A 26,849-nucleotide genomic window follows, 5' to 3' on the forward strand; every position below is an offset into this window, starting at 1 on the left:
CTTGTGTTTGCGAAGTTTCATCGAAATAGACACTTCACACGCCGGGTGAACTCTGCCCCTTAAGCCGCCGCCACAGAAAAGGTACCCGATTGCCGTATCGGGCCACCAAATGCGCCACTGCCAAAATAAGTAGCGTTTTGGTTGGTTGTAGGAATAAGCAATTCAAGCGCGCGATCAACATAGGCAGAGTGGCGCATAAGATTTTCCCGTAGTGTCCGAACGCTATTCGATAACGCGACAACGGTTCGAATTCGACCGGGCGTAGCCAATGCGTTTCGTCCTAGCTGGTCCGCCATTCGCACTAACTCGATCGCGAAATATTGAAGCTCCTCACTGGCTGTCTGCACTGCTGCGGGGTTTGGACGGATAAGCGCTTCGGCAACTCTATGAACTTGGGTTTGCAACAGCTCAAGTTGTTTATCGATTGAAACGGTGGGCACGTCAGCTCCTTTGAGTAATAGAAGACGCGCAACGCCTGAAATATCTCAGGCGTTCGTCCGATTCAGCAATTCCTGTGCATTTGACAGCAGCTTGTCTGCAATAGCTTCGGGATTCACTACATAAGTTCCGTTTTGAATGGAGGTCCGCATTGCGGCCACTTTTTGAGAATTTATATCGGCTAATTCGCCTCGCCCTGCTTGCTTCAATCCATTTGCCGATATTGAAACGGTTACAGCCGAACCCTCCGCGGCGGTACCTGTAGAAGCTTTCAGGAGCACTGCGCCCGAGGTGGGGGCTCCCTGCCCCGCTCTTTGCGAGGCACCAGTGGTGCTGCTTTGTATTTGAACCGAATTGTTTGGGGTTTGACCGATTTTCATAAAGCTCTCCAAAACCACAGAATGCGTAGTCTCGTGTGATGGTTATCGTCTGCATCATGGCCGACTTTAGAGAAATTTGCATGAGAATTGAACCGAAGTCTGTTCTAAAGATCGATGCGTACTGTTTTTGCATCCAGCACCAACCCCGCAGACACTCGACCATTTTCCATTTTCACCCTGGCCACTTGACCTACCACGCCAACCGACAAGGCCTGCGCATCAGACGAAACTTGAAACCCCGGGCCTTGCGCCATCACACGGACCTGCGCGCCGGCCTGAAACACTTGTGCGGGCTTAACCATGCTCTGGCGCAGTGCTTGGCCGGCTACTAGTTGTCGGGTGGCAATCTGCCCTACCCACAACGCCTTGTCACGGATCACCGGACTGGTCTCTTCTGCCCAATTCACTTCAGCCTCGATCACGTCGTCCTCGGTAACGGTGGCGCCGGATGCAACGGAACCCCTGATCACCCAAGCGTTGCCATAGGCATTCACAGTTACTGGCAGCGAGACGTTCCAGCGGCTTACGCCATCGATGCAGCGCAAGCCGACGCGGGTGCGTCCCCAGAGCTGGGATCCCGGAGGCAAGTAGGGCTCAACACTGCCGCAGGGTGCTAACTTGAGACGGCTGTCGAAGTTTCCGACTTTGACTTCTAGGCGCAATGCAGCAGGTCCCCTGGGCTGAGAGGACGCTGCGGTATCGCGCAACCAGTCCTGCGCCATCACCTGGAAATTCGGCTCCGCTACGGCTTGCGCATGCGCAGCGCTTACAACCACGATAAGACCGAGCGCGCTGACGACCACGCCGGACCACCGCGCGTACAGCAGTTGTCCTAAAAAATTCAACATGGCACATCTCCATTCTCTCCAAGATATCCAGACCATCAGAGGTGACACCTAGCACTTGGAGTCCGTCAACTATAGGGAGTCGACCATGGAACAAAGCCTCCAATTGGTCCGGTTTACCCCCCGTATTCCATGGCTAAAAAATTAAAGGTTTTCCCATAATTGCCCCACGCCGAACAAACTGGTCCGTCCAGTGGGTTCGCAAACCCTTTCGGAGGTGATCAATGTTTGCCAATCTAACCAGCACACTGGACTTTCACTCCAAAGCGCTGGTCCTGCGCGCCGAACGGCAGCGGGTGATTGCCAGCAACATCGCCAATGCTGACACGCCCGGTTACGCAGGGCGCGACATCAACTTCAAGGAAGCCATGGAGGCGGCCAACGGTACCGGTATGCAAACGCCAAGCGCCCCCTCGGGTGGCATGAGCAACCAGCGCCACATCGCGCTTCAGGCCAGCACCTCCAGTCTGGGCTCCAACGCCCTGCGCTACACCACCCAAAGCCAGCCGGCCATGGATAACAACAGCGTGGACATGGACCGCGAACGGGCCAATTTCGTAGACAACTCGGTCCGCTACGAAGCCACGCTGCGTTTTATCAATGGCCAATCCAAAACCTTGCTGAGCGCCATTCAGGGGCAGTAGCGCCTGAAGCTTGCGGAGATACACCATGTCCATGTTTTCCATCTTCAACGTATCGGGAAGCGCTATAAGTGCACAGTCCCAGCGTCTCAATGTGGTCGCCAGCAATCTGGCGAATGCCGATGCTGTCGCCGGACCGGATGGCCAGGGCTACAAGAGTCGCCAGGTGGTGTTTGAGACGGCCCCCATGGGTTCAGACGCCTCGTCCGGCGTGCGGGTCAATGGCATCCGCGAGAGCAACGAGCCCATGAAGCGCGTCCACAACCCCGCACACCCGTCAGCCGATGCGGATGGTTATGTGATGCAGTCCAACGTCAATCCAGTCGAGGAAATGGTCAACATGATCTCGGCTTCACGCTCTTACCAAAACAACGTCGAGGTCATGAACACTGCCAAGACGCTATTGCTCAAAACCCTTCAAATGGGTCAATAGACCTTAGGAACCACAGCATGACCACCACCGTCTCCCCCACCGCCAGTAACGCCGTCACCATGTTGAACGGCGCGAATAAGCCAACCAATGCGCAAAGCGAAGCCAACGCCTCACAAGACCGTTTCTTGAAGCTACTAGTTGCTCAGCTGAATAATCAGGATCCGATGAACCCAATGGACAACGCGCAGATGACGAGTCAGATGGCGCAGATCAACACAGTCTCGGGAATTCAGCAACTCAATGAAACAATGAAATCGATGGCGAGCCAGTTCACTGCAAGCCGCCTGTTGCAAGGAACAGCCATGATTGGCCATGATGTGCTTCTTCAGAGCAACACTCTGTCAGTGGACGCCGGCAAGGCAAAGGGCGCAGTCGAAGTCACAGGATCTGCCGACAAAGTCACTTTAGAAATTTTGTCCCCGGGTGGCCAGGTTATCGACACCCGTAGTTTGGGTGCCATGACCGCAGGGCGCCACGCCTTCGAATGGGACGCATCAAACTACGCGGGTGGCAACCCAAGTTTCAAAATTACGGCTAGCAGTGGCGGAAAGGATGTGCCTACGACCGCTCTGGCACGCGATACCGTCGTATCGATCAACAGCGGTGGAGTCGATCTGAAGGGGCGTGCCGCAGTTACATACGATGCGATTCTGTCAATTTTGTGAACGATGCAGTGAAAAAATTGTTGGTGACAACGCAACCCTGAGGAATACATCATGAGCTTTCAAACAGGTCTCTCTGGTTTAAACGCTTCGAGCAAAAACCTAGACGTCATTGGAAATAACATCGCCAACGCCAACACTACCGGCATGAAGGCTTCGCGTGCCGAATTCTCCGACATCGTGGCTTCTTCACTGGGCGCATCCAGCGGCAATCAAGCCGGCATAGGGGTTGGCATTGCCGCTATTTCCCAGCAATTCACTCAGGGCAATATCAATATCACCGGCAACAGCCTAGACGTAGCAATCAACGGCGGCGGCTTCTTCCAAGAAACCATGCCAGATGGCTCATTTGCTTACACGCGGGCGGGCGATTTCAAGCTTGACTCAGCCGGGTATATCAAAACCAATTCCGGGGGCAAGCTTATGGGCTACCCCACCACGACGTCGGGTGTACGTACCAGCAGCACGCTCGCTCCACTCCAGCTACCAACGGGTGCGCCCGTTGCGGCAAGCAAGACTACCACCATAGCCGCCCAATTCAACCTCCCTGCAGGTGCGCCCATAGCTGCAACGGCCGTCCCTCCGACCCCGCGTTCCACATACGGCACCTCACTAACAGCGTACGACTCACAGGGCACTGCCGTGCCAGCCAACATGTACTTTGTTAAGACTGGGGCGAACACCTGGGACGTGTATGACAACTTGGACAACCCTGCAGCCGTGCCGCCTGTGGTTGGCGTAGTGATCGCATCACTGACATTCAACGCAAACGGCCAGTTAAGCCCTGTGCCGCCTGTCGCCACAACTCTGATCAATCTACCCGACCCGGCGACGAGCCCACCACCTCCCGCTGCGCCCACCACTTTCTCCGCGACCGTGGACTTTACCGGAGCAACGCAATTTGGCACAGGATTCTCCGTTTCCAACTTGACACAGGACGGCTATACGTCCGGAGAACTGACGAGAGTCAGTATTGCTGAGACAGGAGCAGTGACAGCCACCTACTCCAACGGTAAAACGCAAACTGCTGGCCAGGTGGCATTGATGAATTTTCGTAATGTACAGGGCCTGAGGCCCGTTGGTAGCAACAACTGGATTGAGACCGCAGACTCTGGACAACCCGTTCAGGGAGTACCGGGCGTTGGCAAATTTGGTGCATTGCGTGCGGGAGCATTGGAAGAGTCCAATGTGGACCTAACCGCTGAATTAGTCAACATGATGACAGCTCAGCGCAACTACCAAGCCAATGCCCAGACTATCAAGACACAGGATCAGGTGTTATCGACTTTGGTGAACTTACGCTAAACGACCATGGACCGTCTCATTTACACCGCGATGTCAGGCGCCAACGCGGCCGCAAGCCGCCAGGCCGTCCTGTCCAACAACCTGGCCAATGCCTCGACCAATGGGTTTCGCGCCGAGCTGTCGACCTACCGCGCAGTCCCTTTGCAAGGCGAAGGCGCCACGACGCGGGTCTTTGCAGTGGAAGCTACCGCAGGCCACCTGGACCGCCCAGGCCCAGCCATGCGAACCGACCGCAGCCTGGACGTCATGGCCGGCGGGAATGCTTGGTTTGCAGTGCAGTCACTGGATGGCACCGAGGCCTACACCCGCAACGGCCATCTGGAGGTCTCGACAGACGGCACTGTGGTGTCCGGCATCGGCCTGCCAGTCTTGTCCAACGGCGGCGCACCAATGACAGCACCAGCCGGCGCCACACTTTCGATAGGCAACGACGGGACGGTCACCGCCAAAGTTGGCAATCAACCGGCCAATGGCATTGGTCGCTTGAAAATGGTTACACCCAATGGCGAAGACCCGATCAGGCGCGGCGCGGACGGACTGTTCCGCGCCAACTCCGGCGATCCGCTGCCCAACGACGAAACGGCCAAACTGCAAACCGGCGTACTGGAGGGCTCCAACGTCAACCCCATCGAAACCATGGTGGGCATGATCCAAACAGCGCGACAGTTTGAGACCCAGATGCGCCTCTTGCAAACCGCCGAATCCAACGACCGCTCGGCCGGCCAGTTGCTGGGTCTACAAGGCTGATGCCACTCGGCAGGCCAACCCTTATAGGAAACTGACATGATCAACTCACTCTGGATATCCAAAACCGGCATGGAAGCCCAGCAAATGCAGCTGGACGTCATTTCCAACAATCTGGCCAATGTCTCCACCAACGGCTTCAAAAAATCGCATGCGGTGTTTGAAGACCTGATGTACCAGAACCTGCGGCAGGTTGGAGCCAACACTTCGGAGCAGTCCACGCTGCCCACCGGCCTGCAAGTGGGATTGGGCGTGCGTGCGGTAGCAACCAGCCGCAGTTTCGCCCAGGGCAACCTGCAACAAACCAGCAACAACCTGGACATCGCTGTTCAAGGCAATGGTTTCTTCCAGCTCACAATGCCCGACGGCACCGTTGGTTACACGCGAGACGGCGCATTCCAGATCGATAACCAGGGTCGAATGGTTAACTCTGGTGGTCTGCCATTGGCGGGAAGTATCACCGTGCCGGCCAATGCGACAGCTGTCAGCGTGGCCCCGGATGGCATAGTGTCCGCCAGCATCCCCGGCACCACAGCGCCACAGGCCATCGGCACGATTGCGTTGGCCAGCTTCATCAACCCGGCCGGGCTGGACCCCAAAGGGCAAAACATCTACGCGGAAAGCGCCGCCTCCGGTCAGCCCAATGTCGGCACCGCCGGCGCCAACGGCCTGGGCACGCTGATGCAAGGGTTTGTAGAAACGTCCAATGTGAATGTGGTGCAGGAACTGGTCACCATGATCCAGACCCAGCGCGCCTATGAGATGAATTCCAAGGCCATCCAGACGTCCGACCAGATGCTGCAAAAGCTCGGTCAGCTGTGAGGTTTGCTATGAAAAACAGAGCTTCTTACGCACATCCGACGAGGGCTACAGGCCGTTTCGCCTTCTTGCTGTCAGCCGCCCTGGCGTTGACAGCCTGCCAGCAAATTCCGCAAAAGGTGGTCGTGGACTTTGCAGAGCCCAAGGTCAACCCTCTACCTATGGCCACCCCCGCAGCGGCGCGGCCAGCGACCGGCAGTTTGTTTCAAGCGGCCGGTTACCGGCCAGCGTTCGAAGACCGCCGTGCACGCGCCATCGGCGACACCGTCACGGTGCAAATCGTGGAAAACGTCACAGCCAGCCAGAAATCCACCTCCACGGTCAACCGCGCCAGTTCGATCGACTCCAGCATCAAGGCACTTCCTTTGAGTAGCGTCGAGGGCTTGGGCAAACTCGGTATAGGCGCGACGACCAACAACGCATTCTCCGGCAAGGGCGGCACCGAAAGTGCCAACACCTTTGCAGGGTCCATCACTGCGACCGTCATTGAGGTTCAATCCAACGGCCATCTGGTTGTGGCCGGTGAAAAGCAAATTGGCGTCAACCAGAATGTTGACGTGCTGCGCTTTTCGGGCACCATTGACCCCAGGCTGGTGCAACCGGGCAGCGTCATCAGCTCCACCCAGGTGGCTAATGTACGGATCGAATCCCGCGGACGCGGTGCCCAGGGCGAGGCACAGACAGTAGGCTGGCTTTCCCGGTTCTTTTTGAGCTTTCAGCCTTTCTAAAGTTATCCAGAATAGTGCCGAGGGGTAACAGATCCACCTGGATCTGCCCACTAACCAACTCTGCACATGACACCCTGGACCCAATCGGCAAACACCACTGCCCCCCGGCTATGGGGTCAACTGCGCAGGCTACTGAGCCTGGTACTCAGCCTGGCGCTGTGCTTTGGCTTTGCCACCGCCGGCCACGCTATGCGGATCAAGGAGGTGGCCAGCGTCGAGGGCGTGCGCACCAACCAGTTGACCGGCTTTGGGCTGGTCGTCGGTCTGGACGGCACCGGCGACCAGACCACGCAAATGCCCTACACCACGCAGGGCTTGAGCAACTACCTGCAACAACTGGGCATCACCCTGACTGCCACCACGCTGGCCCAGCTGCAGATGAAAAACGTGGCCGCCGTACTGGTCACTGCCCAACTGCCCCCTTTCGCCCGTCCCGGCCAAATGCTGGATGTGAATGTATCTTCGGTCGGTAACGCCAAATCTTTAAAGGGCGGCACGCTGATCACCGCGCCACTCAAGGGTGCGGATGGCGAGATTTACGCCCTGGCCCAAGGCAACCTCATCGTCGCGGGCGCTGGTGCAGCAGCCGGCGGCAGCAAGGTAACTGTCAACCACCTGAGCGCCGGACGCATTCCCGACGGTGCCCAGGTCGAACGCGTAGTACCTACCGCCCTGCAAGACGGCCCCACTGTGAACCTGAGCTTGCGCGCCAGTGACTTCCAGACCGCCCGCCAGGTCGCCTCTGCCATCAACGGCAAATTCGGCCCCGATGTGGCACAGGCACTGGATGGCCGCACCGTGCAGGTCAAAGCCCCTATGACGCCCAACGACCGCATCAGCTTCCTGGCCGAGCTGGAAGAACTGCCGGTGCAGAACTCGGTCGCGGCGGCCAAAGTCATCATCAATGCGCGAACTGGCTCTATCGTGCTGAACCAGGCTGTATCACTCGGCGCCTGCGCGATTGCCCACGGCAATCTTTCCATCAGCATCTCTTCCACACCCGTTATTAGCCAACCCAATGCCCTGTCCACCGGCGGCCAAACCGTGGTGGCTGAGAAGGCCAATATCGAGATCAAGCAGGACGCAGGCAAGCTCATCAGCTTGCCCGCAGCAGCCCAACTCGCCGATGTGGTCAAGGCGCTTAATTCGCTGGGAGCGACACCCCAAGACCTGCTGGCCATTCTGCAGGCTATCAAGTCAGCTGGCGCACTCAATGCGGAACTGGAGGTGATTTAACATGGGCTACGGATCCATTTCTCCTTCCAATGCACAGTCGCTCGCTGCCGACGCCCAGTCCCTGGGTAGCCTGAAGCTGGAGGCCGGTAAGAGCACGCCGGCCGCCATCCGCGAAACAGCCAAGCAGTTCGAATCCCTGTTTATGCGCGAACTGATGAAGAGCATGCGCGAAGCCACCATGAAATCGGGCATGTTGGAAAGTCCTGGCAGCGATCTGGGGACCGATCTCCTGGACCAGCAGTTTGCCGTGCAAATGTCTGGTCAGCCTGGCGGGCTGTCCGACATGATCGCGCTCCAACTGACCCGCCAGATGGCCGGCACCCCCAAGGATGGGGCCGTAGCCGGTGCGGGCCAAAACGCTACTCCGGTCACCGCAGCCAAGTCGGCCAAGGTGGCGGCGCAAACTACGCCGCCACCCACGATCAGCAAGACCCCCCGCGCACCGACCGAGAGCCAATCGAACTTTGTGCAGCAGCACTCCGGTGTCGCCAGCGAGGTCGAGAAGGCCACCGGCATCCCCGCCAGCTTCATGCTGGGCCAGGCAGGCCATGAGACCGGTTGGGGCAAGTTCGAAATCAAGCACAAGGGCGGCGCTTCGTCGCATAATCTTTTTGGTATCAAGGCCGGCCCGGGTTGGACCGGCAAGGTGGCCGAGGTGACCACTACCGAATTTGTAGACGGCGTGGCCACCAAGAAGCTGGCTAAATTTCGTTCGTATGACTCCTATGCGGATGCCTTCAAGGACTATGCGCGCATGATCACCGAAAGCCCTCGTTACGCCAAAGCCAAAGCCGAGGCCCTGACCCAGACCGGGGGGTCGGCACAGTCATTTGCAAGCGGCCTGCAAAAGGCGGGCTACGCCACTGACCCCGACTATGCCGCCAAATTGAGCCGCGCGATTAACACAACGCTGCAAATCCAGCGCGCGCAGGCCTAAGGGAATAGCGCTATGGGCATACTCAACATAGGAACGCGCGCACTGGAGGCGAACCAGATTGCCTTGCAGACCGCCGGCAACAATATTGCAAATGTCAACACACCGGGCTATTCACGCCAGACGGTAGTGTTTCAAACCGTGGAGGGTCAGTTTACTGGCGGCGGCTACATTGGCAAAGGTGTTGACGTTAAGACTATTCAACGCAACTTCAGCGAATTTCTAACCCGCCAAGCCACCCTGGCAACATCCACACAATCTGCCGACACCGTGCGAGCAGACAAGCTCAAACAACTGGAAGGGCTTTTTAACGGAGGGGCAAGTGGGTTGGGTGCGTCGATCAGCAGCATGCTCAACGCATTCTCAGATGTTGCCAGCGCACCCACAGATCTGACCGCCCGTACCGTGGTGTTAACACGCGTTGACGAAACGGCAGCGAGGATGCGGTCCGCCTCACAACAGCTGGATGATCTGCAAACGGGTGTTGCACAAGAGCTCGACCAAAAAATCAATAGCGTCAACAGCCTTGCGCAAAGCATCGCCGCTGTTAACGCCCAGATCGCGCGCGCAAACGGCAGCGGCCAGTCACCCAATGATTTACTGGACCGACGGGATCAGTTGGTGCGGGATCTCAACCAGTATGTGCAAACCACATCCATCCCTGCGAGTGATGGCACAGTTGGTATCTTTATTGGCGGAAGCCAGTCGCTGGTATTGGGATCAACGGCTTCATCGGTTTCACTGGTGAAAGACTTTGGCGGATTGACGAACAACAAGCTTGCAGTCAACCGCAACGGCCAACAAATCTTGATGGACGAAAACACGATGGGCGGAGGGGAAGTTCCCGGCCTACTGCGCTTTCAGAATGCAGATTTGGTGGAAGGTCGCAATCTACTGGGCCGTCTAACAATGGCGGTCAGCACAGAAATGAATACCCAGCACGCGCTGGGTCTAGATCTCAATGGCAACGTGGGTGGCAACATTTTTTCGCCCACTACATTCACCAGTCAAAACGTCTTGCTACCTACTGCTCCCGCAACTTTAAACACAGGGGCTACCAACCTGACCTTGTCGATCAATGACCCCACCAAGTTTGCGGCGTCGGATTATGAAGTGAGTTTCAGCACCGCAACGGCCGGGTCCATCACACGCAAGTCCGATGGATTGGTCACTGGGTTTGATTTCTCCGTAACCAACCCTGTGATTTTGGATGGAATCAACATAGCCAAAAGCGCGGGTGTAGCTGCTGCTGGTGACCGCTTTTTGCTCAAACCTTTTAGTACCTCGGCAAGCGCAATTCAACGCCAGTTTTCTACACCCAGCGCCCTGGCGGTTGCCAGTCCGGTAGTCGGGCAAATGGGAAGCTCCAATACCGGAAGTCTGCAGCAAACGTCTTTGTTGGCCCGGAGCAATCCACCGTCAGTTACGCCCGTGAAATTGACCTTTACCGGCAGCAATAGCTTCACCCGCAGCGACGAACTGCCCATTCCAAACGCAACAACCTTTGCGTACATGCCCGGCGTGCCTATCGAAGGCACAACGCCGCCTACCACTCCTCTCTCGCAATGGTCCCTAACACTGCAGGGGTCGCCAAAAGCCGGTGACACGATTACCGTTAGCAATACCAAAGTGCTCGACGCAGCGGGCATCATCAACCTCAAGCTAAACGCAGGCAATGCCACCGCCATGATGAACTTGCGCGACATGCCATTGTTCGATGGAGCGGCATTAACCGATGGATACGCGGGCCTCATAGCGCAAATTGGCATTCGCGGACAGAGCGCCAATTACGCCGCCCAAAGCTCGACCAGCATAGCTGCCAATCTTGAAAAGGACCGCACCGGTGTGTCGGGTGTGAACTTGGACGAAGAAGCAGCGAAGCTGCTGCAATTCCAACAGGCATACCAAGCCTCAGCAAAGATGATTCAAATCTCACAAAGTATCTTTGAGACGCTGATTCAGGGCCTGTCTCGTTGATACGGTCTCGGAAGAAAGAGAAAATATGTCCACCCCTTCCTTTTCGCGCCTAGGCACCGCCAACACCTACGACAGCGCGCGTAGCCATCTCCTGGAGCGCCAAACCGCGCTGAGCAATCTGCAGGAGCAACTGACCTCCGGAAAGCGTGTCAACACTGCAAGCGATGACCCCACTGCAGCTGCCCAAGCCGAACGCGCGATGACCCGCATTAGCCGAATACAAGCGGACCAGCGTGCACTGGAAGCGCAGCGCGACTCCATTACCCAGGCCGAAGGTACTTTGGGTGACGTCAATACTGCAATACAGCGCTTTCGCGAGTTGGTGGTGGCGGCTGGCAGCGGTGGAAATACGCCCGCGGATCGCACCACCATTGCGGGAGAGCTGCAAAGTCTACGTGACCAGGTTTTTGGACTCGCAAATCGCAAGGATACCAACGGGCAACCATTGTTTGGAGCATTGGCAAGTGCATTGACCCCTTTTGTAGGACCGCAGGCCGTCGCACCTGACTACACGTTCAACGGTCTTCCGGGGCAACTCGCTAGCTCCGAAGTATCAATCCCCATCGCACTGGACGGGGACAGCGCATTCATGCACCAACCGTCACGCGATGCCGTGTTCAACGTCTCCGTCAGCAACATTCCAGCGAACCGCACACTGACGACGGACAACGTGGTCATAACCAACCAACCAATTGTGGCCGGAACGGCGAGCGCGGCGACTGCCGCAACCGGTGTACCTTACCCCGTCTACAACATAGCCTTCACCGCTGTGGACACAACTACAGTGCCCGGTACCACGACTTTGACCTACAACATTACCGAAACTCCATCTGTGACGCCCTTGGGTGTCCCGGCGCCCTTTGCACCGGTCACTATCAGCTATCCCAGCAAGTCCGCTGGCCCGATTTCTGGAATCCCCGGTCTGTCTTTTTCAATTACCGGGACCCCCGCCGTGGGCGACACGATCACTATTGGGGCACGACCCAGCGTCTTCAGCGTATTGGATGATGCGATCAAAAATATCAGTGGCGCCACCAATAACAATGCGGCCACGCAGGCGGTCGGCCAAGCACTGCACAACATTGATATCGGCATGTCGCGGGTTGCCGCTGTACGCGGTCAAGCCGGTGATTTGCTCAACCGCGCTGATCGGATTACCGACAACCAGTCCAAACGCAGCATACAGCTCGAAAGTGCCCGCTCCCGCGCGGAAGACTTAGACATGGTTAAAGGCATATCCGATTTCCAAAGCCAACAGACCGGCTACCAGGCTGCCTTGCAGTCGTACGCGCAGGTGCAGAAGCTGTCGCTGTTCAACTACATCAGTTAAGTGAGGCCGGCACGCGCGGTCGGGTGACGCCCCATGACCCCATCGGTGCTCGGCAGCGTCACGCTCGGCTACGAACTGATCTGGGACCAGAAGCGCCACTGCTGCGGCGTTCGCCTGTTTGTAGACACCCACCACAACCACAGCGGCGTCGACGCCCGCCATCTAGTCAACGCCGTCACCGAGCTGTGGCCCGAGGCTGCCCCCAAGCTGCTCGTCCAGGTGTGCGACACCACGCTGCTGCGCGGCCTGCTGGACCACGCACCCGCACGCGGACCGCTGTGGCTGGAGGTGCAAGACCACCAGCTGTCGGCCAACCCCGCACTGGCAAGCCGCTTGCGCGCGGCCCAGGCCCGCGGGCTACCACTGGTCTGGAGCGGTGAAGCCGGCGAAGCGCCCGACCCCGCCCTGCAAAGCAGCTTCCACAAAATCCTGCGCGCACTGACGCCCCTTGAAGCGCTGGCCGCACTGCGCCTTGCGCTGAACCCACAACAGCCGCAGACGCAACGGGCCGGGCACAACAGCCCGGTCGTGGCCGACAGCATCTACCAAGGGCTGGCCAGCCAGGCCCTGCTGGAGCATGCGCTGGACCACCGAAACGCATGGGCCGTTGCGGGCTGGCCCACCGATGAAATCGTGCATGCCCACCGGCTCAAGCAAATCCAACCCTCCCGCCTGATGTTGCGCGCCCTGGTCAAGGCCATAGAAGACGACGAATCGCTGGAGATGCTGGAGCACCGCATGGGTGAAGAACCTTTGCTGACCTACCGCTTCCTGCGGTACGCCAATTCCGCGCACCTGGGTGCCCGCACCGAAGTCACCAGCGTGCGCCAAGGCCTGATGGTGATGGGCACCAGCAAACTGCGCACGTGGCTGATGGAGCAGATCCCCCAAGCCAGCACCGACCCCAACCTGGAACCCATACGCTGCGCCATGGTGCTGCGCGCCCGCATCATGGAACGGCTGGCAGATGCCGGCATAGAAGACGCGCTGCGGCATGAAGTATTTTTGTGCGGCGTGTTATCGCAACTGGATGTGTTGCTGGGCGAACCTTTGGGTGCGGCGATCCACCGCCTGCCCCTGCCCGGCCGCATCGCCTCGGCTGTTGTTGGCCAGACTGGCGCGTACGCGCCGTGGCTGGCCGTGGCCAGTGCGCTGGAATCGAGCAACACTCGGATGATCCGTGAGGTTTGCAAGGCGCACAAGATGCCAGCGGATGAAGTGAATCGGACGTTGCTGCGGGCATTGGCAACGGTTTAGATGGATGTGGAGATATAAGGGCCGCAAGACTCCCCAGCGAAGCAGACCCTCGGCATACCACGACCTGCATATGCTTTGGGCTGGTTACACAATCGATGAACGACTGCCATCGGCCCCAACTTGATAGACTCTGAATGTCTCCATCAGAAGCAAAAAATATGACACTTTCCGCCCACCGCGTGCTGCTATCCGTCTGACCGGAACGACCTTACGTCTTAAATGTATAGACCTTTGCGGCGGCGCGTTCCGCAGCGCCATAGCCTGACAGCGCTTGGTCCCACTCCGGGCCGGTAGCGCCGATCGAAGCAGTCAGCCCATGGGTCATTGACGTTGCCTCTTCGGTATTGGCATCCAACTCCGCTGTCTGCTCTCGGTTGGCAAGAAGCAGCTTGGCAATCAAGCCCTCCGCAGCTGGTATGACGACCAAGTACTTCGCTACCTCTCGATGTGCCGTGTGAATATGCCGAGCAGGCACTTCACGACCAAATACTTGACTCATGAACTTCCTCGATTTGACGATGGGCCTCTTCTTCTGTGGGCAGCCGGCCCGCAGGCGTTAATTTGTCCACCGCTGTGGGCAATTCCCGGGTCAGCCTGGATAGCAGCTCTTCCCGCGAGAGTCCGGTTTGCTTCAAAAGCGCGTTCAACGCTTCGGGGCCGATCGCCTGCTCCAGTTGATCGGCCTGGAGCTGTTGGTTGGGACCGGTGCTGACCCAGGAATCCGCCGCTGGGCCGTGGCCGTTCTGCTTAAAACGATCGACCAAGTCGCGTAGCCCACCGCTCAGTATGCTGCCAGCACCCGCACCGCCGAGCAGCCCGCCCAGCTTGCCGAGCAATCCTCCCTGACTTTGCGGTTCACTTGGGTCGGGTCTACCGTCAGGTTCTTGCTGCCGCCCCCCCATCACGTCGGCGATTTTGTCCCGGTTTTGATAACCCGCGACTGCAAGCAATCCCAAAAGTGCGACCATTGACGGCATTCCTCGACTCATATCATTTCTCCTTGATGTTGTGTGTGAAACAACGACTGTTGATGACCCCACATGAAAAGCATTAAATTGACCACCGGCTTTCGGTCCTTGCTCTGATTCATCCTTCAGCAAGGCGCCCGGCGCACCCTACACGCGCCGCTTGGCGATGGCCCCCCAGATAGCCAAAAGGACAATGGCACCGATAACCGCGCCGATGAGCCCCGCACCTTCACCAGGCGCATACCATCCAAGCGCTTGCCCGAGAAAGCTCGCAACCAGCGCCCCCACGATTCCGAGGATGGTCGTCAATACGAAACCCGAAGGCTCGTTGCTGCCCGGCATGATGAACTTTGCGATCACGCCTGCGATAAACCCGATAACGATTGTCCAAATAATCCCCATGGTCTACTCCTGTGAAGGGCTCGTTGAGCCGAACGGTTAAAGAACAAAAAATACCTGCGGCTGGTGCCACCCATGCGCCCGTATCCGGCGGAGCAGCTGCGCGCGGTGTCTCACGGCGCGGGCCGTTCAGCGTTTCGCTCTTGCCGACCCCGACCGCACCCGGCGGCCTAACATCATGCCGACCAGAACTGAGCCTGCGATTGACGCCCAAGGGTTGTTTATGACCACCTCTCGGGCTTTTGATACCGAGGCTTTCCCAGCTTCTACTAGGACATTCCCTGTTTGGTGGAACCAACCTTCACCATGACCAGCGGAGCCTCTGCCGGTGGCGATTCTGCGTAGACGGGCAGCAGTGACTTCGTCAATGACTGGGTTAAAGGTTTGAACTGGCACGCTTTGCGGTTTGGACGTTTGCTCTTGAGCTTCACTGGCGTTTGTGGCATCCCCGTGGTCACGTGTTGTGACACTGTCTGCATTCGCCGCTGTTGAACCTTGCATCGCCTACTCCTTTAAAAATGTGAAGACAAACGGTATGTGTGTATGCCAAGGCTGTATGTGCGAGCGCCCACGTTAGGCCGACAGAATCGTCGAATAGGAATAGAGCCCACCGAGTAACTTGGTGAAATGTGCACCCTACTCTCCCGCCAAAACCTTTATTGCTTGCGTCAAAGCTTTTGCTGACGTCCCGTAATCCGCCCACGGTGCATTGCCCTTGTCCAGTCGCGTCTGAACATTGCGGATGTTCCACTGATTGGCCCCTTGCAATTTTGCCAACTCGCTCCACTCAAGAGGCACTGATATTCCCATGCCGGGACGCGCCCGCGCCGACCAGGCCGACACGGTAGTCGCTCCAACACCGTTGCGCAAGTAATCGATGAATATGCGGCCCACACGATTCTTCGGTCCGCTCTTCGCCACGAATAGCATCGGCAAGGTGGCGGAGAGGTGACGAACCACAGCCGCTGAGAATTCCTTCGCTGCTGCCCAATCATGGACGGGCTTGATGGGGACGACCAGGTGGAGGCCCTTACCTCCGCTCGTCTTCAGGAACGAAGGCAGACCCAACTGGGTCAGAAAAATATGAATGGCCTCTGTGCCGTGCAGGATGGCTGGCCACTCCACGCCCTCCCCCGGGTCCAAGTCAAAAACAATCCGATCCGGCTTGCCGAACGACTGGGCAAGCGCGTTCATCGTATGCACTTCCACCATGTTCCACTGCGCGGCTGACAGCAATCCCTCTTCGGTTGCGACGGCAAGCATGGATGGGTGGCCCATGTACAGCGCCGGGTCCAGCTGTTCGATCCCTGGCAGCTTCTCGGTCTCGGCATGTTTCTGAAAGAACAATTGACCTCCAACCCCGCTGGGCGCCCGCACCAGAGACACCGGACGGTTCTGCAGGTGGGGCATCATCAATGGCCCTACCAGGGCGTAGTACCGCACCAGGTCAATCTTTTGGATACCCGTGCTTGCATCGATGACACGGTCAGGGTGGGTTATGCGAAGCTTGCTTAGCAGCGAGTGCGACTGGAGTTCAGCTGCGCTGTCTGACTTGGCACTTGGCTTCGCGGACCGCGGTGCACTTCCAGCTTTTTCTCGAATAATGGTGCTGGGGGCTTTGTCCGTGCGCAAGCCATGGAAGGCGGAGTGCCGAATGTGGTTTGAACTGGTCCACTCCGCAAAGCTGACTTCCGCGACCAGCCGAGGCTCTACCCAGTGGGGCTTGCCTACGATGCCGTTGCTATGGGTAAACGGACTGTTCTTGGCGGACAGCTTGTCGAGCTTCAGTTGCAGATCTTTCAGCACCTTTTCGCTGAACCCGGTGCCCACATTTCCGGCATAAACCAGGTCGCCTTTGTCATCGTGCACACCCAGGAGCAATGAGCCCAGCCCGCTGCGGCTGCCCTTGGGGTCGGTCCACCCCCCAATCACGAACTCCTGGCGCTGACTGCACTTGAGTTTGATCCAGTCAGGCGATCGGCTCGAACGGTATAGCGAATCCCGCCGTTTACCGATGACGCCTTCCAAACCCATCTGGCAGGCGGACGCGACCATGCTTTCCGGGGGCGCATCGAAAGCATCGCTGAAGCGGATGGGGCCGTCGGTGTCTGACTTTTCTAGAACGGCTTTCAACTGCAGGCGACGGGACTCCAGCGGTACGTTGCGCAGGTCATACCCGTCGCAGTAAGGGATGTCGAACACAAAGAAGTTGATGTCCTGGGTCTTGGCACTGTCGAAAGAGTTTTGTAACGCGCCGAAGTCCGGCACTCCATGGTCGTTGAAGACGACGATCTCGCCGTCGTACCAACCATCGGGCAGCGCCAACTTGGCCAGCGCATCGTGCAGCGGGCCAAGCTTTGCTGTCCAGTCATTGCCGTTGCGGGTGAACAGCTTGATGGATTTGCCCTTGATGCGCGCCAATAGACGGTATCCATCAAACTTCACTTCGTACACCCAGTCCTGGGTGGCGCTGGGCGGCCCTTCAACCAGCGTTGCCAACTGCGGTGCCATCTTCTCCGGTAGTTCGGCCTTGATGGCACCTTCCGGCACCTGTGGAGTTGACTTGGTCTTGCGCGCAGCGGTTTTTCTGGCTCCTGTCGGGGATTGCGCTGGTGGCGCGACCGCAATGGACTTGGGCCGCAGGGGTGGTGGCAGACCTTTGACGCTATCGGGCAATTCATCCACAACGCTGAATTCACTGGCTGGCTTGGCAAGGTCATCTTTCTCCTTGATCAAGAGCCACGGCTCCTGCTTTTCGCCTTTGCCTTTCATGCGGATGAGAGCCCACTTGCCCATCAGCTTGTGGCCACGCATCTCGAACTTCAGGTTGCCGTCGCGGTAGCCTTGTTCGGGGTCGCCAATCGGATGCCAAGTGCCTTCATCCCAGATGATGACCTTGCCAGCACCATACTGTTTTGGCGGTATCGTGCCTTCAAACGACGAGTAGGAAATCGGGTGGTCCTCAACGTGGACTGCCATTCGCTTGTCACGGGGGTCGTAGCTTGGGCCCTTCGGGACCGCCCAACTCTTCATCGTGCCATCGAGCTCCAATCGGAAGTCATAGTGCAGACGTGAGGCCCAGTGCTTCTGCACCACAAAGGTCAGCGCATTCTTGTTCTCCTGTCCGCCCTCTGCTGGCTCACTCGTGATGCTGAAGTTGCGCTTGGCCTTGTAGGGGCCAAGTTTGTCTGCGGTCGCCATGGCTAAAACAGGCCAGTGCCTAGCGGGACTTCTTCAGTTGGTCTTCGACCGCCTTGGCGGATGGGCCCACGGCCTTCACGGCTTCTTTCAGTTTGTCGGCCGTTACACCGAACTTTTCAGACCAGTACCGAACTTCGTAGTCTTCGCTGGTATTGACGCGTGAACTGTCTTGTGGACCGGTCTTTTGCTTGTTGTCTGCCATTGGAGATCTCCTCGAAATGTAAGTCGATGCATCCTATGGGGGACTCCCTGCTGATTCTGTGCGATGGGCCACCAAGCTCAAGAGTGAGCCTCTTCAGAAGAGAGGTTATTCATTTCTTGGCGGGCTTCGGCGGCCGTCGCGAAAAGCACCGTTGTTCGGCCCGCTGAGAGTGCTGACTAGCCGCCTCACTGCTCCGCCCGTAACCTCTCAAACGTATTCCAGAACTGCGCATCCTGCGTGGTCGCAAAATTGACGCGCATCAACGTACTCGGTTGCCGCTCTGCATGGAACAGCGCCCCAGGCGCCAGCAGGTAGCCTTCGTCCAGCATGCGCTGCGACAGCACATCGGTATCCACCCCCGTCTCGACCCAGCCAAACAATCCCGCCGGTGGCGTGGCAAACGTGCAGCCATGGGCCAGTGCAAGCTTGACGCTGCGCGCACGGGCTTCGTCCAGCCGGGTGCGGATGCGTTCTGCATGGCGGCGCAGCTGGCCCTGGTCTATGCACCAGGCCAAGGCCTTTTCCAGCAGGGCCGGCGTGGTCAGCGTGGCCAATAGCTTGGTGTCGACAAAGGCCTCCACCAGCGAAGCCGGTGCGGCCAGAAAACCAACGCGCCAGCCCGGCGCCAGAATCTTGGCAAAACCGCTGACATAGATGGTGCGCTGCAGACCATCCAGTGCGCACAGCCGCGTGGCGTGGTCGGGTGCGATGTGGCTGTAGGTGTCGTCCTCGACGATGTGGAAGTTGTAGGCATTGGCCAGCTGCAGCACGCGGTGCGCACTGCCGGGCGTCAGGCAATAGCCGGTGGGGTTGTGGAACACGCTGACGCTGACAAACAGCTTGGGCGCATGCAGTTCGCAGTAACGCGCCATCACGTCCAGGTCTGGCCCGTCGGCACGGCGTGGCACCGGCAGGATGCGCATGCCCAGGGCAGCCAGCCGGGCAAATTCGATGGCCCAGCCGGGCTCTTCAACCATCACATAGTCACCGGCACGCAGCAGGGTGCGGCTGACGATATCCAGCGCATGCGTGGCGCCCACCGTGGTGACGATCTGGCTGGGCGCAGCGTGCACGTTGTAGGCCACCAGCTTGTGCGACAGCGACTGGCGCAGCCCACTGTCGCCGGCCGGCTCGCCGTATTGCAAGGAGAAGGATTGCAGTGAACGGTTGCTGGTGACCTTGCGCACGGCCGCAGGCATGAACGTTGTTTCCAGCCAGTCCGGCGGGAACACGCCCATCCCGGGTTGGGGCTTGTCCGAGCTGCCGTGGAACATGCCGCGTATCAACGCAGTGGCGTTTACCGGCACATGCTGCGCCTGGAAGCCCCGGCTTGCGGTTTGATCATTCGCTATCAAATCAAGAGCTGCTTGTGGCCGTCCGTCGAGGGCTGCAGCCATTTCTCGCACATAGAAACCGCGGTTCTTGCGGGCTTCCACCAACCCCTGGGCAAGCAACTGGTCATAGGCTGCCACCACGGTAGACGGGCTCACGCCCTGCTGCTGCGCGCACTGGCGCACCGAAGGCAGGCGGGTGCCGGGCGCTAGCAGCCGGGTGCGGATGCGCTCGGCAATGCGGGTGCACAGCTGTTCGGTTAGCGATTGGGATGCGGTTTTCATCAGCATGGTGCGAGCCTCGGGCTGTGGGTGGCAGTGGGCAACGCGCAGACGGCGTTTGCCTGTGTTGCCCCAACCACCAGTACAGTTTTATTGAATGACCTCGAAACTGTACTGGTAGTGTGTTGATTTCAACTATAAAGTCTGTTGCATGACTTGGCAAGAATTCACAGCTTTACTGGTGCTGGCTACGGCGATGAGCTTCACGCCCGGCCCCAACACCACGCTGGCCACTGCACTGGCGGCCAACGGTGGCCTGCGCCGCGCCATGCCATTTGTGTGCGCCGTGCCGCTGGGCTGGAGCGCGCTGCTGCTGGTCTGCGCGCTGGGCCTGGGCGCCCTGGTGCTGGCCGTGCCGCTATTGAGCTGGGTCGTCAAGATCATCGGCGTGGCCTACCTTCTGTGGCTGGCCTTCAAGATGAGCCAGGCCCGCCAACTGGGCGAGGCTGATGCTGCGCGGTTGCAGGTGGGTTTCTGGCAGGGCGTGGCGCTGCAATTTGTCAACATCAAGGCGTGGATGCTGGCGCTAGCCATAGTGGGCGGCTGGATCGCTGGCCGCGCCGACCCGGCCCAACGCCTGGCCGTGGTGCTGCCCACGATGCTGGTCTTCGCCTTTGCCAGCAATATGCTGTACGCCACGCTGGGTTCGCTGTTGCGCGAATGGCTGCGCGGCCCGCTGGAAACCGGCAAACGCCTGCTGGCCTTCAACCGCGTGATGGCCGTGGTGCTGGTCGCCACTGCCTTGTGGATGCTGACCGTATGACAACGACCACCATTGCCAACCAACGCCAGATCAACCAGGGCCTGTGGCTGGGTCTGCTGGGCATCGCCATCTTCTCGGTGACGCTGCCGATGACGCGCATGGCCGTGGGCACGGCCGACGCGCCGCAGATGTCCGGCTTCTTCATTGCGATGGGTCGCGCCGTGGTGGCGGCCGCGCTGTCGGGTGCCTTCCTGCTGCTGACCCGTGCACCAATACCCCGCCGCGAAGACTGGCTGCCGCTGGCCATCACCGCCGGTGGCGTGGTGTTTGGCTTCCCGCTGTTCACGTCTTTTGCGATGCGGTATGTGGAGGCCACGCACGCCAGCGTCATCATCGGTGTGTTGCCGCTGGCTACCGCTGCCGTGGGTGCGCTGCTGCACCGCCAGCGGCCATCCAACGGGTTCTGGTTGTGCGCGGCGTTGGGCAGTGTGTTGGTTGCTGTCTTTGCGGCGATGCATGGTGGTGCTGCTTCTACAGCGTCCACAGCCACAGGCGGCGTTTCGGTGGGCGGTGCGGACCTGCTTTTGGTGGCCGCCGTGCTGTGCGCTGCCGTTGGATATGGCTACGGCGCACGGCTGTCACAGCACATGCAGGCCGAGCATGTGATCTGTTGGGCACTGGTCATCGCCCTGCCCGTCACGTTGCCGCTGTCCGCCTACCACTGGCCTACCGCGCCCTTGCAGAGCAGCGCGTGGTGGGGTTTTGCGTATGTGGCGGTGTTTTCGATGTGGCTGGGATTCTTTGCCTGGTACCGGGGGCTGGCGCTGGGTGGCACAGTGCGGGTTAGCCAGGTGCAACTGGTGCAACCTTTTTTGAGCATGCTGGTGGCTGTGCCGCTGCTGGGTGAGAAGCTGGATGCCGTTACCGTCGGCTTTGGGTTGGCGGTGATTGCTACCGTTTTTATCGGCAAGAAGATGCCTGTGTCGCAGCAGGTGAGAGCATGAACACATGCTCGCTACTGTCGCGTGCCTGCCGGAGTGGGCAGAGCCCGGGGGCCTCAGAGGCGCTGCGCTTGCCAAGTCGGCCCCCGGGCTCCGCCCAATCCGGCGTTGTAGCGAGTGCAACGGGCCCCGCTGTCTTTCCTCTCACGCGCTCCCGCGCCGCGCGCAGCAAGGGCCAGCGGTGTGCCGGGTCCCGATTTGTGCGTACCCGCACCATGAGGAACCCGGCACACCGCTGGCCCTTGCCACCCACAGCCCTACGCGCACCGTGACCCAGACAAAACCAAGAGCAAAATCCCCCATTACCTAAAAAGAGACCGAAAACCATGAAACCCAACGACCTCCCCACCGCCGCCCCCTGGACCATGGCCCGCCGCGCCGCGCGCATGAACCCGTCTGTGATCCGCGAGATCCTCAAGGTCACTGAGAAACCCGGCATCATCAGCTTCGCCGGTGGCCTGCCCTCCAGCAAAACCTTCCCCGTATCCGAATTCACGGCCGCCTGTACCCAGGTGCTGACCCATGATGCGCAAGCCGCGCTGCAATACGCCGCCAGCGAAGGCTTTGGCCCGCTGCGCGAGATGGTGGCCGCCCGCCTGCCGTGGAATGTAGACCCGGCACAAATTCTGATCACCACCGGATCACAACAAGGCCTGGACCTGGTCGCAAAAATTTTGATCGACGCCGACAGCCGCGTGCTGGTCGAAACCCCCACCTACCTGGGCGCGCTACAAGCGTTCACGCCGATGGAACCTGAAGTCGTCAGCGTGGCCAGCGATGACGAAGGTGTTGACATTGCCGACCTGGCCAGCAAGGTTGGCACAGGCGCCAACAAGGCCCGCTTCCTTTACGTGCTGCCCAATTTCCAAAACCCCACCGGTCGCACGATGACCGAGGCTCGCCGCGCCGCGCTGGTGGCCAAGGCGGCCGAACTGGGCCTGCCGCTGATCGAAGACAACCCCTATGGCGACCTGTGGTTTGACGGCGAGCCGCCCGCGCCGCTGACTGCGCGCAACCCTGAGGGCTGCATCTACCTGGGCTCGTTCTCCAAGGTGCTGGCACCGGGATTGCGCTTGGGCTTCATCGTGGCGCCAAACGGCATCTACCCCAAGCTGTTGCAGGCCAAACAGGCGGCCGATTTGCACAGCCCCGGCTTTAACCAGCGCATGATTGCCGAGGTCATGAAGGATGGTTTCCTGGACCGCCACATCCCCACCATCCGCGCGCTCTACAAGTCGCAACGCGACGCCATGCTGGCTGCCCTGCAAAAAGACATGCCCAGCGATGTGACGTGGAACACCCCGGTGGGCGGCATGTTCCTGTGGGCCCGCTTGCCAGAAGGCATGAACGCACAAGAACTGCTGCCCAAGGCCGTGGACAAGGGGGTGGCCTTCGTTCCGGGTGCCGCCTTCTACAACGACCATGCGGATCCGCGCACCATGCGCCTGTCCTTCGTGACACCCAATGTGGATGAGATCCGCACCGGCGTGGCCGCGCTGGCGGCTGCCATCCGCGAACACAGGACAAGTTGAAGCGATGACGGACGACACCACCATCCGCCTGTGGGGACGCATCAGCTCTTTGAACGTGCGCAAAGTCGTGTGGGCCGCGCAGGAGCTGGGCCTGGACTTTCAACGTACCGATGCGGGGGCAGCCTATGGCATCACGACGACGCCGGAGTACCAGAGCAAGAACCCCAATGGGCTGGTGCCGTTGCTGGAGATTGGCGACTTCACGCTGTGGGAGTCCAACGCCATCTTGCGCTACCTGTGCGCGCGCTATGGCGCCGAACTCAAGTTCTATCCTGATGAACTAGAGCCGCGCTTTGACGCAGAGCGCTGGATGGACTGGCAACAAACCACATTCAACCGCGCTGGTGGCCCGGCCTTCCTGCAACTGGTACGCACGGCCGCCGACGCGCGCAATGCCGATGTGATCCAGCAATCGGTTTCAGCAACCGAGCCCCTGCTGGCGCTGCTGGACAACCATTTGCAAAAACATGCCTACATGGGTGGTGAGAGTTTTGGCATGGCCGACATCCCCTTGGGCTGCGAAATGCACCGCTGGTGGGGCATGCGCACCGCGCAGTTTGATGCCTATGGCGTGACCCGCCTGGAGTTGCAGGCCTTCCCCAACGTGCAGCGCTGGTTCGGCCAGCTGCAGCAGCGCCCGGCCAGCCGTGGTGTGCTGGATGTAACCCTGAGCTGACATATTGCCCCCACGCTCCACCGCTTCGCGGGTCGCTGCCCCCCCGAGGGGGCCTTCGCGCCTTGGGGCGGCCCGGCGGCACTCATTCATCAAAATAGATTTCTATGCACCAACGCCCTTTCAAACAAGTCGACGTGTTCACCGCCCAAGCCTACTTGGGCAACCCGCTGGCTGTGGTGCTGGATGGCACGGGCCTGAGCACCGAGGTGATGCAGCAATTTGCCCGCTGGACCAATCTGTCGGAGACCACCTTCCTGCTGCCACCCACACCCGACGGCGCAGCCCAGGGTGCGGACTACCAAGTGCGCATCTTTACGCCCGGGTACGAAATGCCGTTTGCCGGCCACCCCACGCTGGGCAGCTGCCACGCCTGGCTGGAGCACGGCGGTGTTCCCAAGCAGTCGGGGCTGGTCGTACAAGAGTGCAAGGTCGGCCTGATCCGCATCAACCAGACCGGCGGCCGCCCGGCGTTTGCCGCGCCCCCGTTGCGCCGTAGCGATGCCACACCAGAATTGGTGGCAGCCCTGGCCGATGCACTGGGTCTGCCCCTAGCCCACATCGTGGCCAGCCAGCACCAGAACAATGGCCCCTCCCACTTCGGTTTGTTGATCGACGACCATGCCGTGCTGCTGGGGTTGGAGCCCGACGCCGCCAAGCTCAACACCGTACTCAGCGCGGCCGGTATCAGCGGCGTGGGTGTGGCCACCGTGCAAGCGGACACGGCAGTAGCAGCGCGCGGCGCAGGCCTGATCGGCCGCTCCAACCGCGAGGCGCGGGCCTTTGCCGGTGGTGGTGGTGCCAGCACGGCGCAGAGCGGCACCAGCGAGGAACCGACCGTGGAAGTGCGCTTCTTTTTCGACCACGGCAAGGGCATTGGCGAAGACCCGGTCACCGGAAGCTTCAACGCCAGCCTGGCCCAGTGGCTGATTGCCGATGGCCACGCGCCCAAACAGTACACCGCTGCCCAAGGCACCTGCCTGGGCGTGCAAGGCCGCGTACATATCCGCCAGGACACCAGCGGCCAGGTATGGGTGGGCGGTGATGCGGTGACTTGCATCAACGGCACCGTGCTGTTGTAGCCATGGCGTCCATCGACCGCCGGGTAGCTTCGGTAGACCACTTGGTGGTGATGGCCAGCGACCTCGCCCAAGGCGTGGCCTGGTGCGAGGCTACGCTGGGCGTCACGCCCGGCCCCGGCGGTGAACACCCGCTGATGGGCACGCACAACCGGCTGCTGAAGATCGCCACGGACCAACACCGCACCGCATACCTGGAAATAATTGCTATCAATTCAGGAGCTGCTCACGCGCTCCCCGCGGGGGCTAGACGCTGGTTTGACATGGATGACCTGGCGCTGCAGGCGCAGATCACGCAGCACGGCCCCCGGCTCACACACTGGATCGCCAGCGTGCCCGACATCAGCGTAGCCCTGGCCACGCTGGCAAGCCAGGGCATAGACCGTGGCGACGCGGTGCAGGCGTTCCGCCCCACGCCCGGTGGCCTGCTGCAGTGGCAGATCAGTGTGCGCAGCGACGGCCAGCGCCTGTTCGACGGCTGCCTGCCGACACTGATCCAGTGGGGTGACACCCACCCAACCAACGCGATGCCTGCCAGCGGCGTCACCCTGCACAGCCTGCGTGCGCAGCACCCGCAGGCCGCGGCATTGAACTGCGCCTACGCGGCACTGGGCCTGTCATCCACCACAGCGATCACGGGCCCGCCATGCCTGAGCGCAACCCTGACAACGCCTAAGGGCCTCGTCACCCTCCACTCCACTGCACCATGAATCTGCCTAACCTGCACGACATCGAAAACAGCGCCCAGGTTGTCTACCGCTCCTTCGCCGCCACCCCGCAGTACGCGTGGCCGCTGCTGGCGGAAAAGTTGGGCACGGCCTGCTGGCTCAAGCACGAGAACCACACCCCGGTGGGCGCCTTCAAGATTCGCGGTGGCCTGACCTACTTTGACCAACTGGCGCGCAACAAGACGCTGCCCGCAGAGGTTATCAGCGCCACGCGGGGCAACCATGGCCAGAGCATTGGTTGGGCAGCGCGCGCCCATGGTGTGCGTTGCACCATCGTTGTGCCCCACGGCAACTCGGTGGAGAAGAATGCGGCCATGCGCGCGCTGGGGGCTACGCTGATCGAACACGGGGCCGACTTTCAGGAAAGCCGCGAACACGCCACCACGCTGGCCCAGCAACGTGGCGCCCACATGGTGCCCAGCTTCCACGTGGATCTGTTGCGCGGCGTCAGCACCTATTGGTGGGAGCTGTTCCGGGCGGTGCCAGCACTGGATGTGGTCTACGTGCCCATTGGCCTGGGTTCGGGGGCCTGCTCCGCCATTGCAGCTAAACGCGCACTGGGCCACCACGTGCGCATCGTCGGTGTCGTCAGCGCCCACGCCACTACCTATGCCGATTCCCTGGCCGCTGGCCGGGTTGTTGAAGCCCCGGTAACCACGCAACTGGCCGACGGCATGGCCTGCCGGGTGGCAGATGCCCAGGCGTTGGCCATTTTGCAAGGCCAGATCGACCACATCGTGCAGGTGACGGACGCCCAAGTCGCCCAGGCCATGCGAGACATCTTTGCCGGCACCCACAACGTGGCTGAGGGCGCAGGCGCCGCGGCCTTCGCTGCAGCCATGCAAGAGCGCGACACGCTCAAAGGGCTCACCGTGGGCCTGACCTTGTGCGGCGGCAATGTCGACAGCGCAACGTTTGCAAACGTCTTGTCGGGGACAAAGCAGGCTTAGGTTCAATGCGCCCCTACAAGCAGGGGGCAACTCTGGGGCACGTGTCGCCCCAATGACAACGGAAACCCCGC

General features: G+C 59.9%; 28 protein-coding genes. 19 read left to right on the forward strand and 9 right to left on the reverse strand.

Features of this window, described 5'->3' with window-relative positions; all coding sequences use genetic code 11:
- Positions 1 to 59: 59 nt before the first annotated feature.
- The 3 genes from AC097P_RS00570 to flgA all read right to left on the reverse strand — a co-directional run bounded on the left by AC097P_RS00570 (position 60) and on the right by flgA (position 1,666).
- Positions 60 to 440: a hypothetical protein gene (locus AC097P_RS00570; protein ID WP_479608425.1), complete on the reverse strand. Its 381-nt coding sequence runs from the start codon at positions 438 to 440 to the stop codon at positions 60 to 62.
- A gap of 45 nt (positions 441 to 485) precedes the next feature.
- The gene (gene flgM, locus AC097P_RS00575; RefSeq protein WP_479608426.1) at positions 486 to 818 is read right to left on the reverse strand and encodes a flagellar biosynthesis anti-sigma factor FlgM; all 333 of its coding nucleotides are present in this window, start codon (positions 816 to 818) and stop codon (positions 486 to 488) included.
- Between the two features lie 104 nt (positions 819 to 922).
- Positions 923 to 1,666: a flagellar basal body P-ring formation chaperone FlgA gene (flgA, locus tag AC097P_RS00580; RefSeq protein WP_479608427.1), complete on the reverse strand. Its 744-nt coding sequence runs from the start codon at positions 1,664 to 1,666 to the stop codon at positions 923 to 925.
- 221 nt (positions 1,667 to 1,887) lie between these two features.
- Between flgA and flgB the strand changes: the two genes are divergently transcribed.
- The 12 genes from flgB (at position 1,888) to AC097P_RS00640 (ending at position 13,729) form a co-directional block, all read left to right on the forward strand.
- Complete coding sequence (gene flgB / locus AC097P_RS00585) at positions 1,888 to 2,307, forward strand: flagellar basal body rod protein FlgB (protein ID WP_479608428.1); 420 nt, start codon at positions 1,888 to 1,890, stop codon at positions 2,305 to 2,307.
- A gap of 25 nt (positions 2,308 to 2,332) precedes the next feature.
- A complete protein-coding gene (gene flgC / locus AC097P_RS00590) occupies positions 2,333 to 2,737 on the forward strand; it encodes a flagellar basal body rod protein FlgC (RefSeq protein WP_479608429.1) in 405 nt (134 codons plus the stop codon).
- Positions 2,738 to 2,796: 59 nt separating this feature from the next.
- Complete coding sequence (locus tag AC097P_RS00595) at positions 2,797 to 3,402, forward strand: flagellar hook assembly protein FlgD (protein ID WP_479609444.1); 606 nt, start codon at positions 2,797 to 2,799, stop codon at positions 3,400 to 3,402.
- A 51-nt stretch (positions 3,403 to 3,453) separates the two neighbouring features.
- Positions 3,454 to 4,704 (forward strand): flagellar hook protein FlgE, encoded by a 1,251-nt coding sequence (gene flgE / locus AC097P_RS00600; protein ID WP_479608430.1) that lies wholly within the window; start codon positions 3,454 to 3,456, stop codon positions 4,702 to 4,704.
- Between the two features lie 6 nt (positions 4,705 to 4,710).
- A complete protein-coding gene (locus tag AC097P_RS00605) occupies positions 4,711 to 5,451 on the forward strand; it encodes a flagellar basal body rod protein FlgF (protein WP_479608431.1) in 741 nt (246 codons plus the stop codon).
- Positions 5,452 to 5,487: 36 nt separating this feature from the next.
- Positions 5,488 to 6,270 (forward strand): flagellar basal-body rod protein FlgG, encoded by a 783-nt coding sequence (flgG, locus tag AC097P_RS00610; protein WP_479608432.1) that lies wholly within the window; start codon positions 5,488 to 5,490, stop codon positions 6,268 to 6,270.
- A gap of 8 nt (positions 6,271 to 6,278) precedes the next feature.
- Positions 6,279 to 6,995 carry a flagellar basal body L-ring protein FlgH gene (locus AC097P_RS00615; RefSeq protein WP_479608433.1) on the forward strand — a complete coding sequence of 239 codons (717 nt, stop codon included), beginning with the start codon at positions 6,279 to 6,281 and terminating at the stop codon, positions 6,993 to 6,995.
- Between the two features lie 66 nt (positions 6,996 to 7,061).
- On the forward strand, positions 7,062 to 8,231 hold the full coding sequence (locus tag AC097P_RS00620) for a flagellar basal body P-ring protein FlgI (RefSeq protein WP_479608434.1): 1,170 nt from the start codon (positions 7,062 to 7,064) through the stop codon (positions 8,229 to 8,231).
- Between the two features lies 1 nt (position 8,232).
- A complete protein-coding gene (gene flgJ / locus AC097P_RS00625) occupies positions 8,233 to 9,168 on the forward strand; it encodes a flagellar assembly peptidoglycan hydrolase FlgJ (protein ID WP_479608435.1) in 936 nt (311 codons plus the stop codon).
- 12 nt (positions 9,169 to 9,180) lie between these two features.
- The gene (gene flgK / locus AC097P_RS00630; protein ID WP_479608436.1) at positions 9,181 to 11,142 is read left to right on the forward strand and encodes a flagellar hook-associated protein FlgK; all 1,962 of its coding nucleotides are present in this window, start codon (positions 9,181 to 9,183) and stop codon (positions 11,140 to 11,142) included.
- Between the two features lie 25 nt (positions 11,143 to 11,167).
- Complete coding sequence (flgL, locus tag AC097P_RS00635; protein WP_479608437.1) at positions 11,168 to 12,472, forward strand: flagellar hook-associated protein FlgL; 1,305 nt, start codon at positions 11,168 to 11,170, stop codon at positions 12,470 to 12,472.
- A gap of 33 nt (positions 12,473 to 12,505) precedes the next feature.
- Positions 12,506 to 13,729, forward strand: coding sequence for an HDOD domain-containing protein (locus tag AC097P_RS00640; protein ID WP_479608438.1), 1,224 nt, complete (start codon positions 12,506 to 12,508; stop codon positions 13,727 to 13,729).
- Positions 13,730 to 13,937: 208 nt separating this feature from the next.
- Here the strand turns inward: AC097P_RS00640 and AC097P_RS00645 are convergent, their stop codons facing one another.
- The 6 genes from AC097P_RS00645 to AC097P_RS00670 all read right to left on the reverse strand — a co-directional run bounded on the left by AC097P_RS00645 (position 13,938) and on the right by AC097P_RS00670 (position 20,121).
- Positions 13,938 to 14,228 (reverse strand): hypothetical protein, encoded by a 291-nt coding sequence (locus AC097P_RS00645; RefSeq protein WP_479608439.1) that lies wholly within the window; start codon positions 14,226 to 14,228, stop codon positions 13,938 to 13,940.
- On the reverse strand, positions 14,206 to 14,718 hold the full coding sequence (locus AC097P_RS00650; protein ID WP_479608440.1) for a YidB family protein: 513 nt from the start codon (positions 14,716 to 14,718) through the stop codon (positions 14,206 to 14,208). The genes AC097P_RS00645 and AC097P_RS00650 overlap by 23 nt, the downstream gene beginning before the upstream one ends.
- Before the next feature lie 126 nt (positions 14,719 to 14,844).
- Positions 14,845 to 15,099, reverse strand: coding sequence for a GlsB/YeaQ/YmgE family stress response membrane protein (locus AC097P_RS00655; RefSeq protein WP_479608441.1), 255 nt, complete (start codon positions 15,097 to 15,099; stop codon positions 14,845 to 14,847).
- A gap of 633 nt (positions 15,100 to 15,732) precedes the next feature.
- The gene (gene ligD, locus AC097P_RS00660; RefSeq protein WP_479608442.1) at positions 15,733 to 18,297 is read right to left on the reverse strand and encodes a DNA ligase D; all 2,565 of its coding nucleotides are present in this window, start codon (positions 18,295 to 18,297) and stop codon (positions 15,733 to 15,735) included.
- Between the two features lie 19 nt (positions 18,298 to 18,316).
- A complete protein-coding gene (locus AC097P_RS00665; RefSeq protein WP_479608443.1) occupies positions 18,317 to 18,499 on the reverse strand; it encodes a DUF3606 domain-containing protein in 183 nt (60 codons plus the stop codon).
- A gap of 185 nt (positions 18,500 to 18,684) precedes the next feature.
- Complete coding sequence (locus AC097P_RS00670) at positions 18,685 to 20,121, reverse strand: aminotransferase-like domain-containing protein (protein ID WP_479608444.1); 1,437 nt, start codon at positions 20,119 to 20,121, stop codon at positions 18,685 to 18,687.
- A 142-nt stretch (positions 20,122 to 20,263) separates the two neighbouring features.
- Here AC097P_RS00670 and AC097P_RS00675 point away from each other — a divergent pair, with 142 nt between their 5' ends.
- The 7 genes from AC097P_RS00675 (at position 20,264) to AC097P_RS00705 (ending at position 26,778) form a co-directional block, all read left to right on the forward strand.
- Positions 20,264 to 20,875, forward strand: a complete 612-nt coding sequence (locus AC097P_RS00675) for a LysE family translocator (RefSeq protein ID WP_479608445.1) — start codon at positions 20,264 to 20,266, stop codon at positions 20,873 to 20,875.
- On the forward strand, positions 20,872 to 21,819 hold the full coding sequence (locus AC097P_RS00680) for a DMT family transporter (protein ID WP_479608446.1): 948 nt from the start codon (positions 20,872 to 20,874) through the stop codon (positions 21,817 to 21,819). Before AC097P_RS00675 ends, AC097P_RS00680 begins: the two co-directional genes overlap by 4 nt.
- Before the next feature lie 323 nt (positions 21,820 to 22,142).
- Entirely contained in the window at positions 22,143 to 23,348 is a 1,206-nt protein-coding gene (locus AC097P_RS00685; protein WP_479608447.1) for an aminotransferase-like domain-containing protein, read from the forward strand.
- Between the two features lie 4 nt (positions 23,349 to 23,352).
- Complete coding sequence (locus tag AC097P_RS00690; protein ID WP_479608448.1) at positions 23,353 to 24,024, forward strand: glutathione S-transferase family protein; 672 nt, start codon at positions 23,353 to 23,355, stop codon at positions 24,022 to 24,024.
- 104 nt (positions 24,025 to 24,128) lie between these two features.
- Positions 24,129 to 25,103 (forward strand): PhzF family phenazine biosynthesis protein, encoded by a 975-nt coding sequence (locus AC097P_RS00695; protein ID WP_479608449.1) that lies wholly within the window; start codon positions 24,129 to 24,131, stop codon positions 25,101 to 25,103.
- Positions 25,104 to 25,105: 2 nt separating this feature from the next.
- Positions 25,106 to 25,810, forward strand: a complete 705-nt coding sequence (locus tag AC097P_RS00700) for a VOC family protein (protein WP_479608450.1) — start codon at positions 25,106 to 25,108, stop codon at positions 25,808 to 25,810.
- A complete protein-coding gene (locus AC097P_RS00705; RefSeq protein WP_479608451.1) occupies positions 25,807 to 26,778 on the forward strand; it encodes a threonine dehydratase in 972 nt (323 codons plus the stop codon). Before AC097P_RS00700 ends, AC097P_RS00705 begins: the two co-directional genes overlap by 4 nt.
- Positions 26,779 to 26,849: the final 71 nt, after the last annotated feature.

Source organism: Rhodoferax sp. ZS1R8, assembly GCF_056521325.1.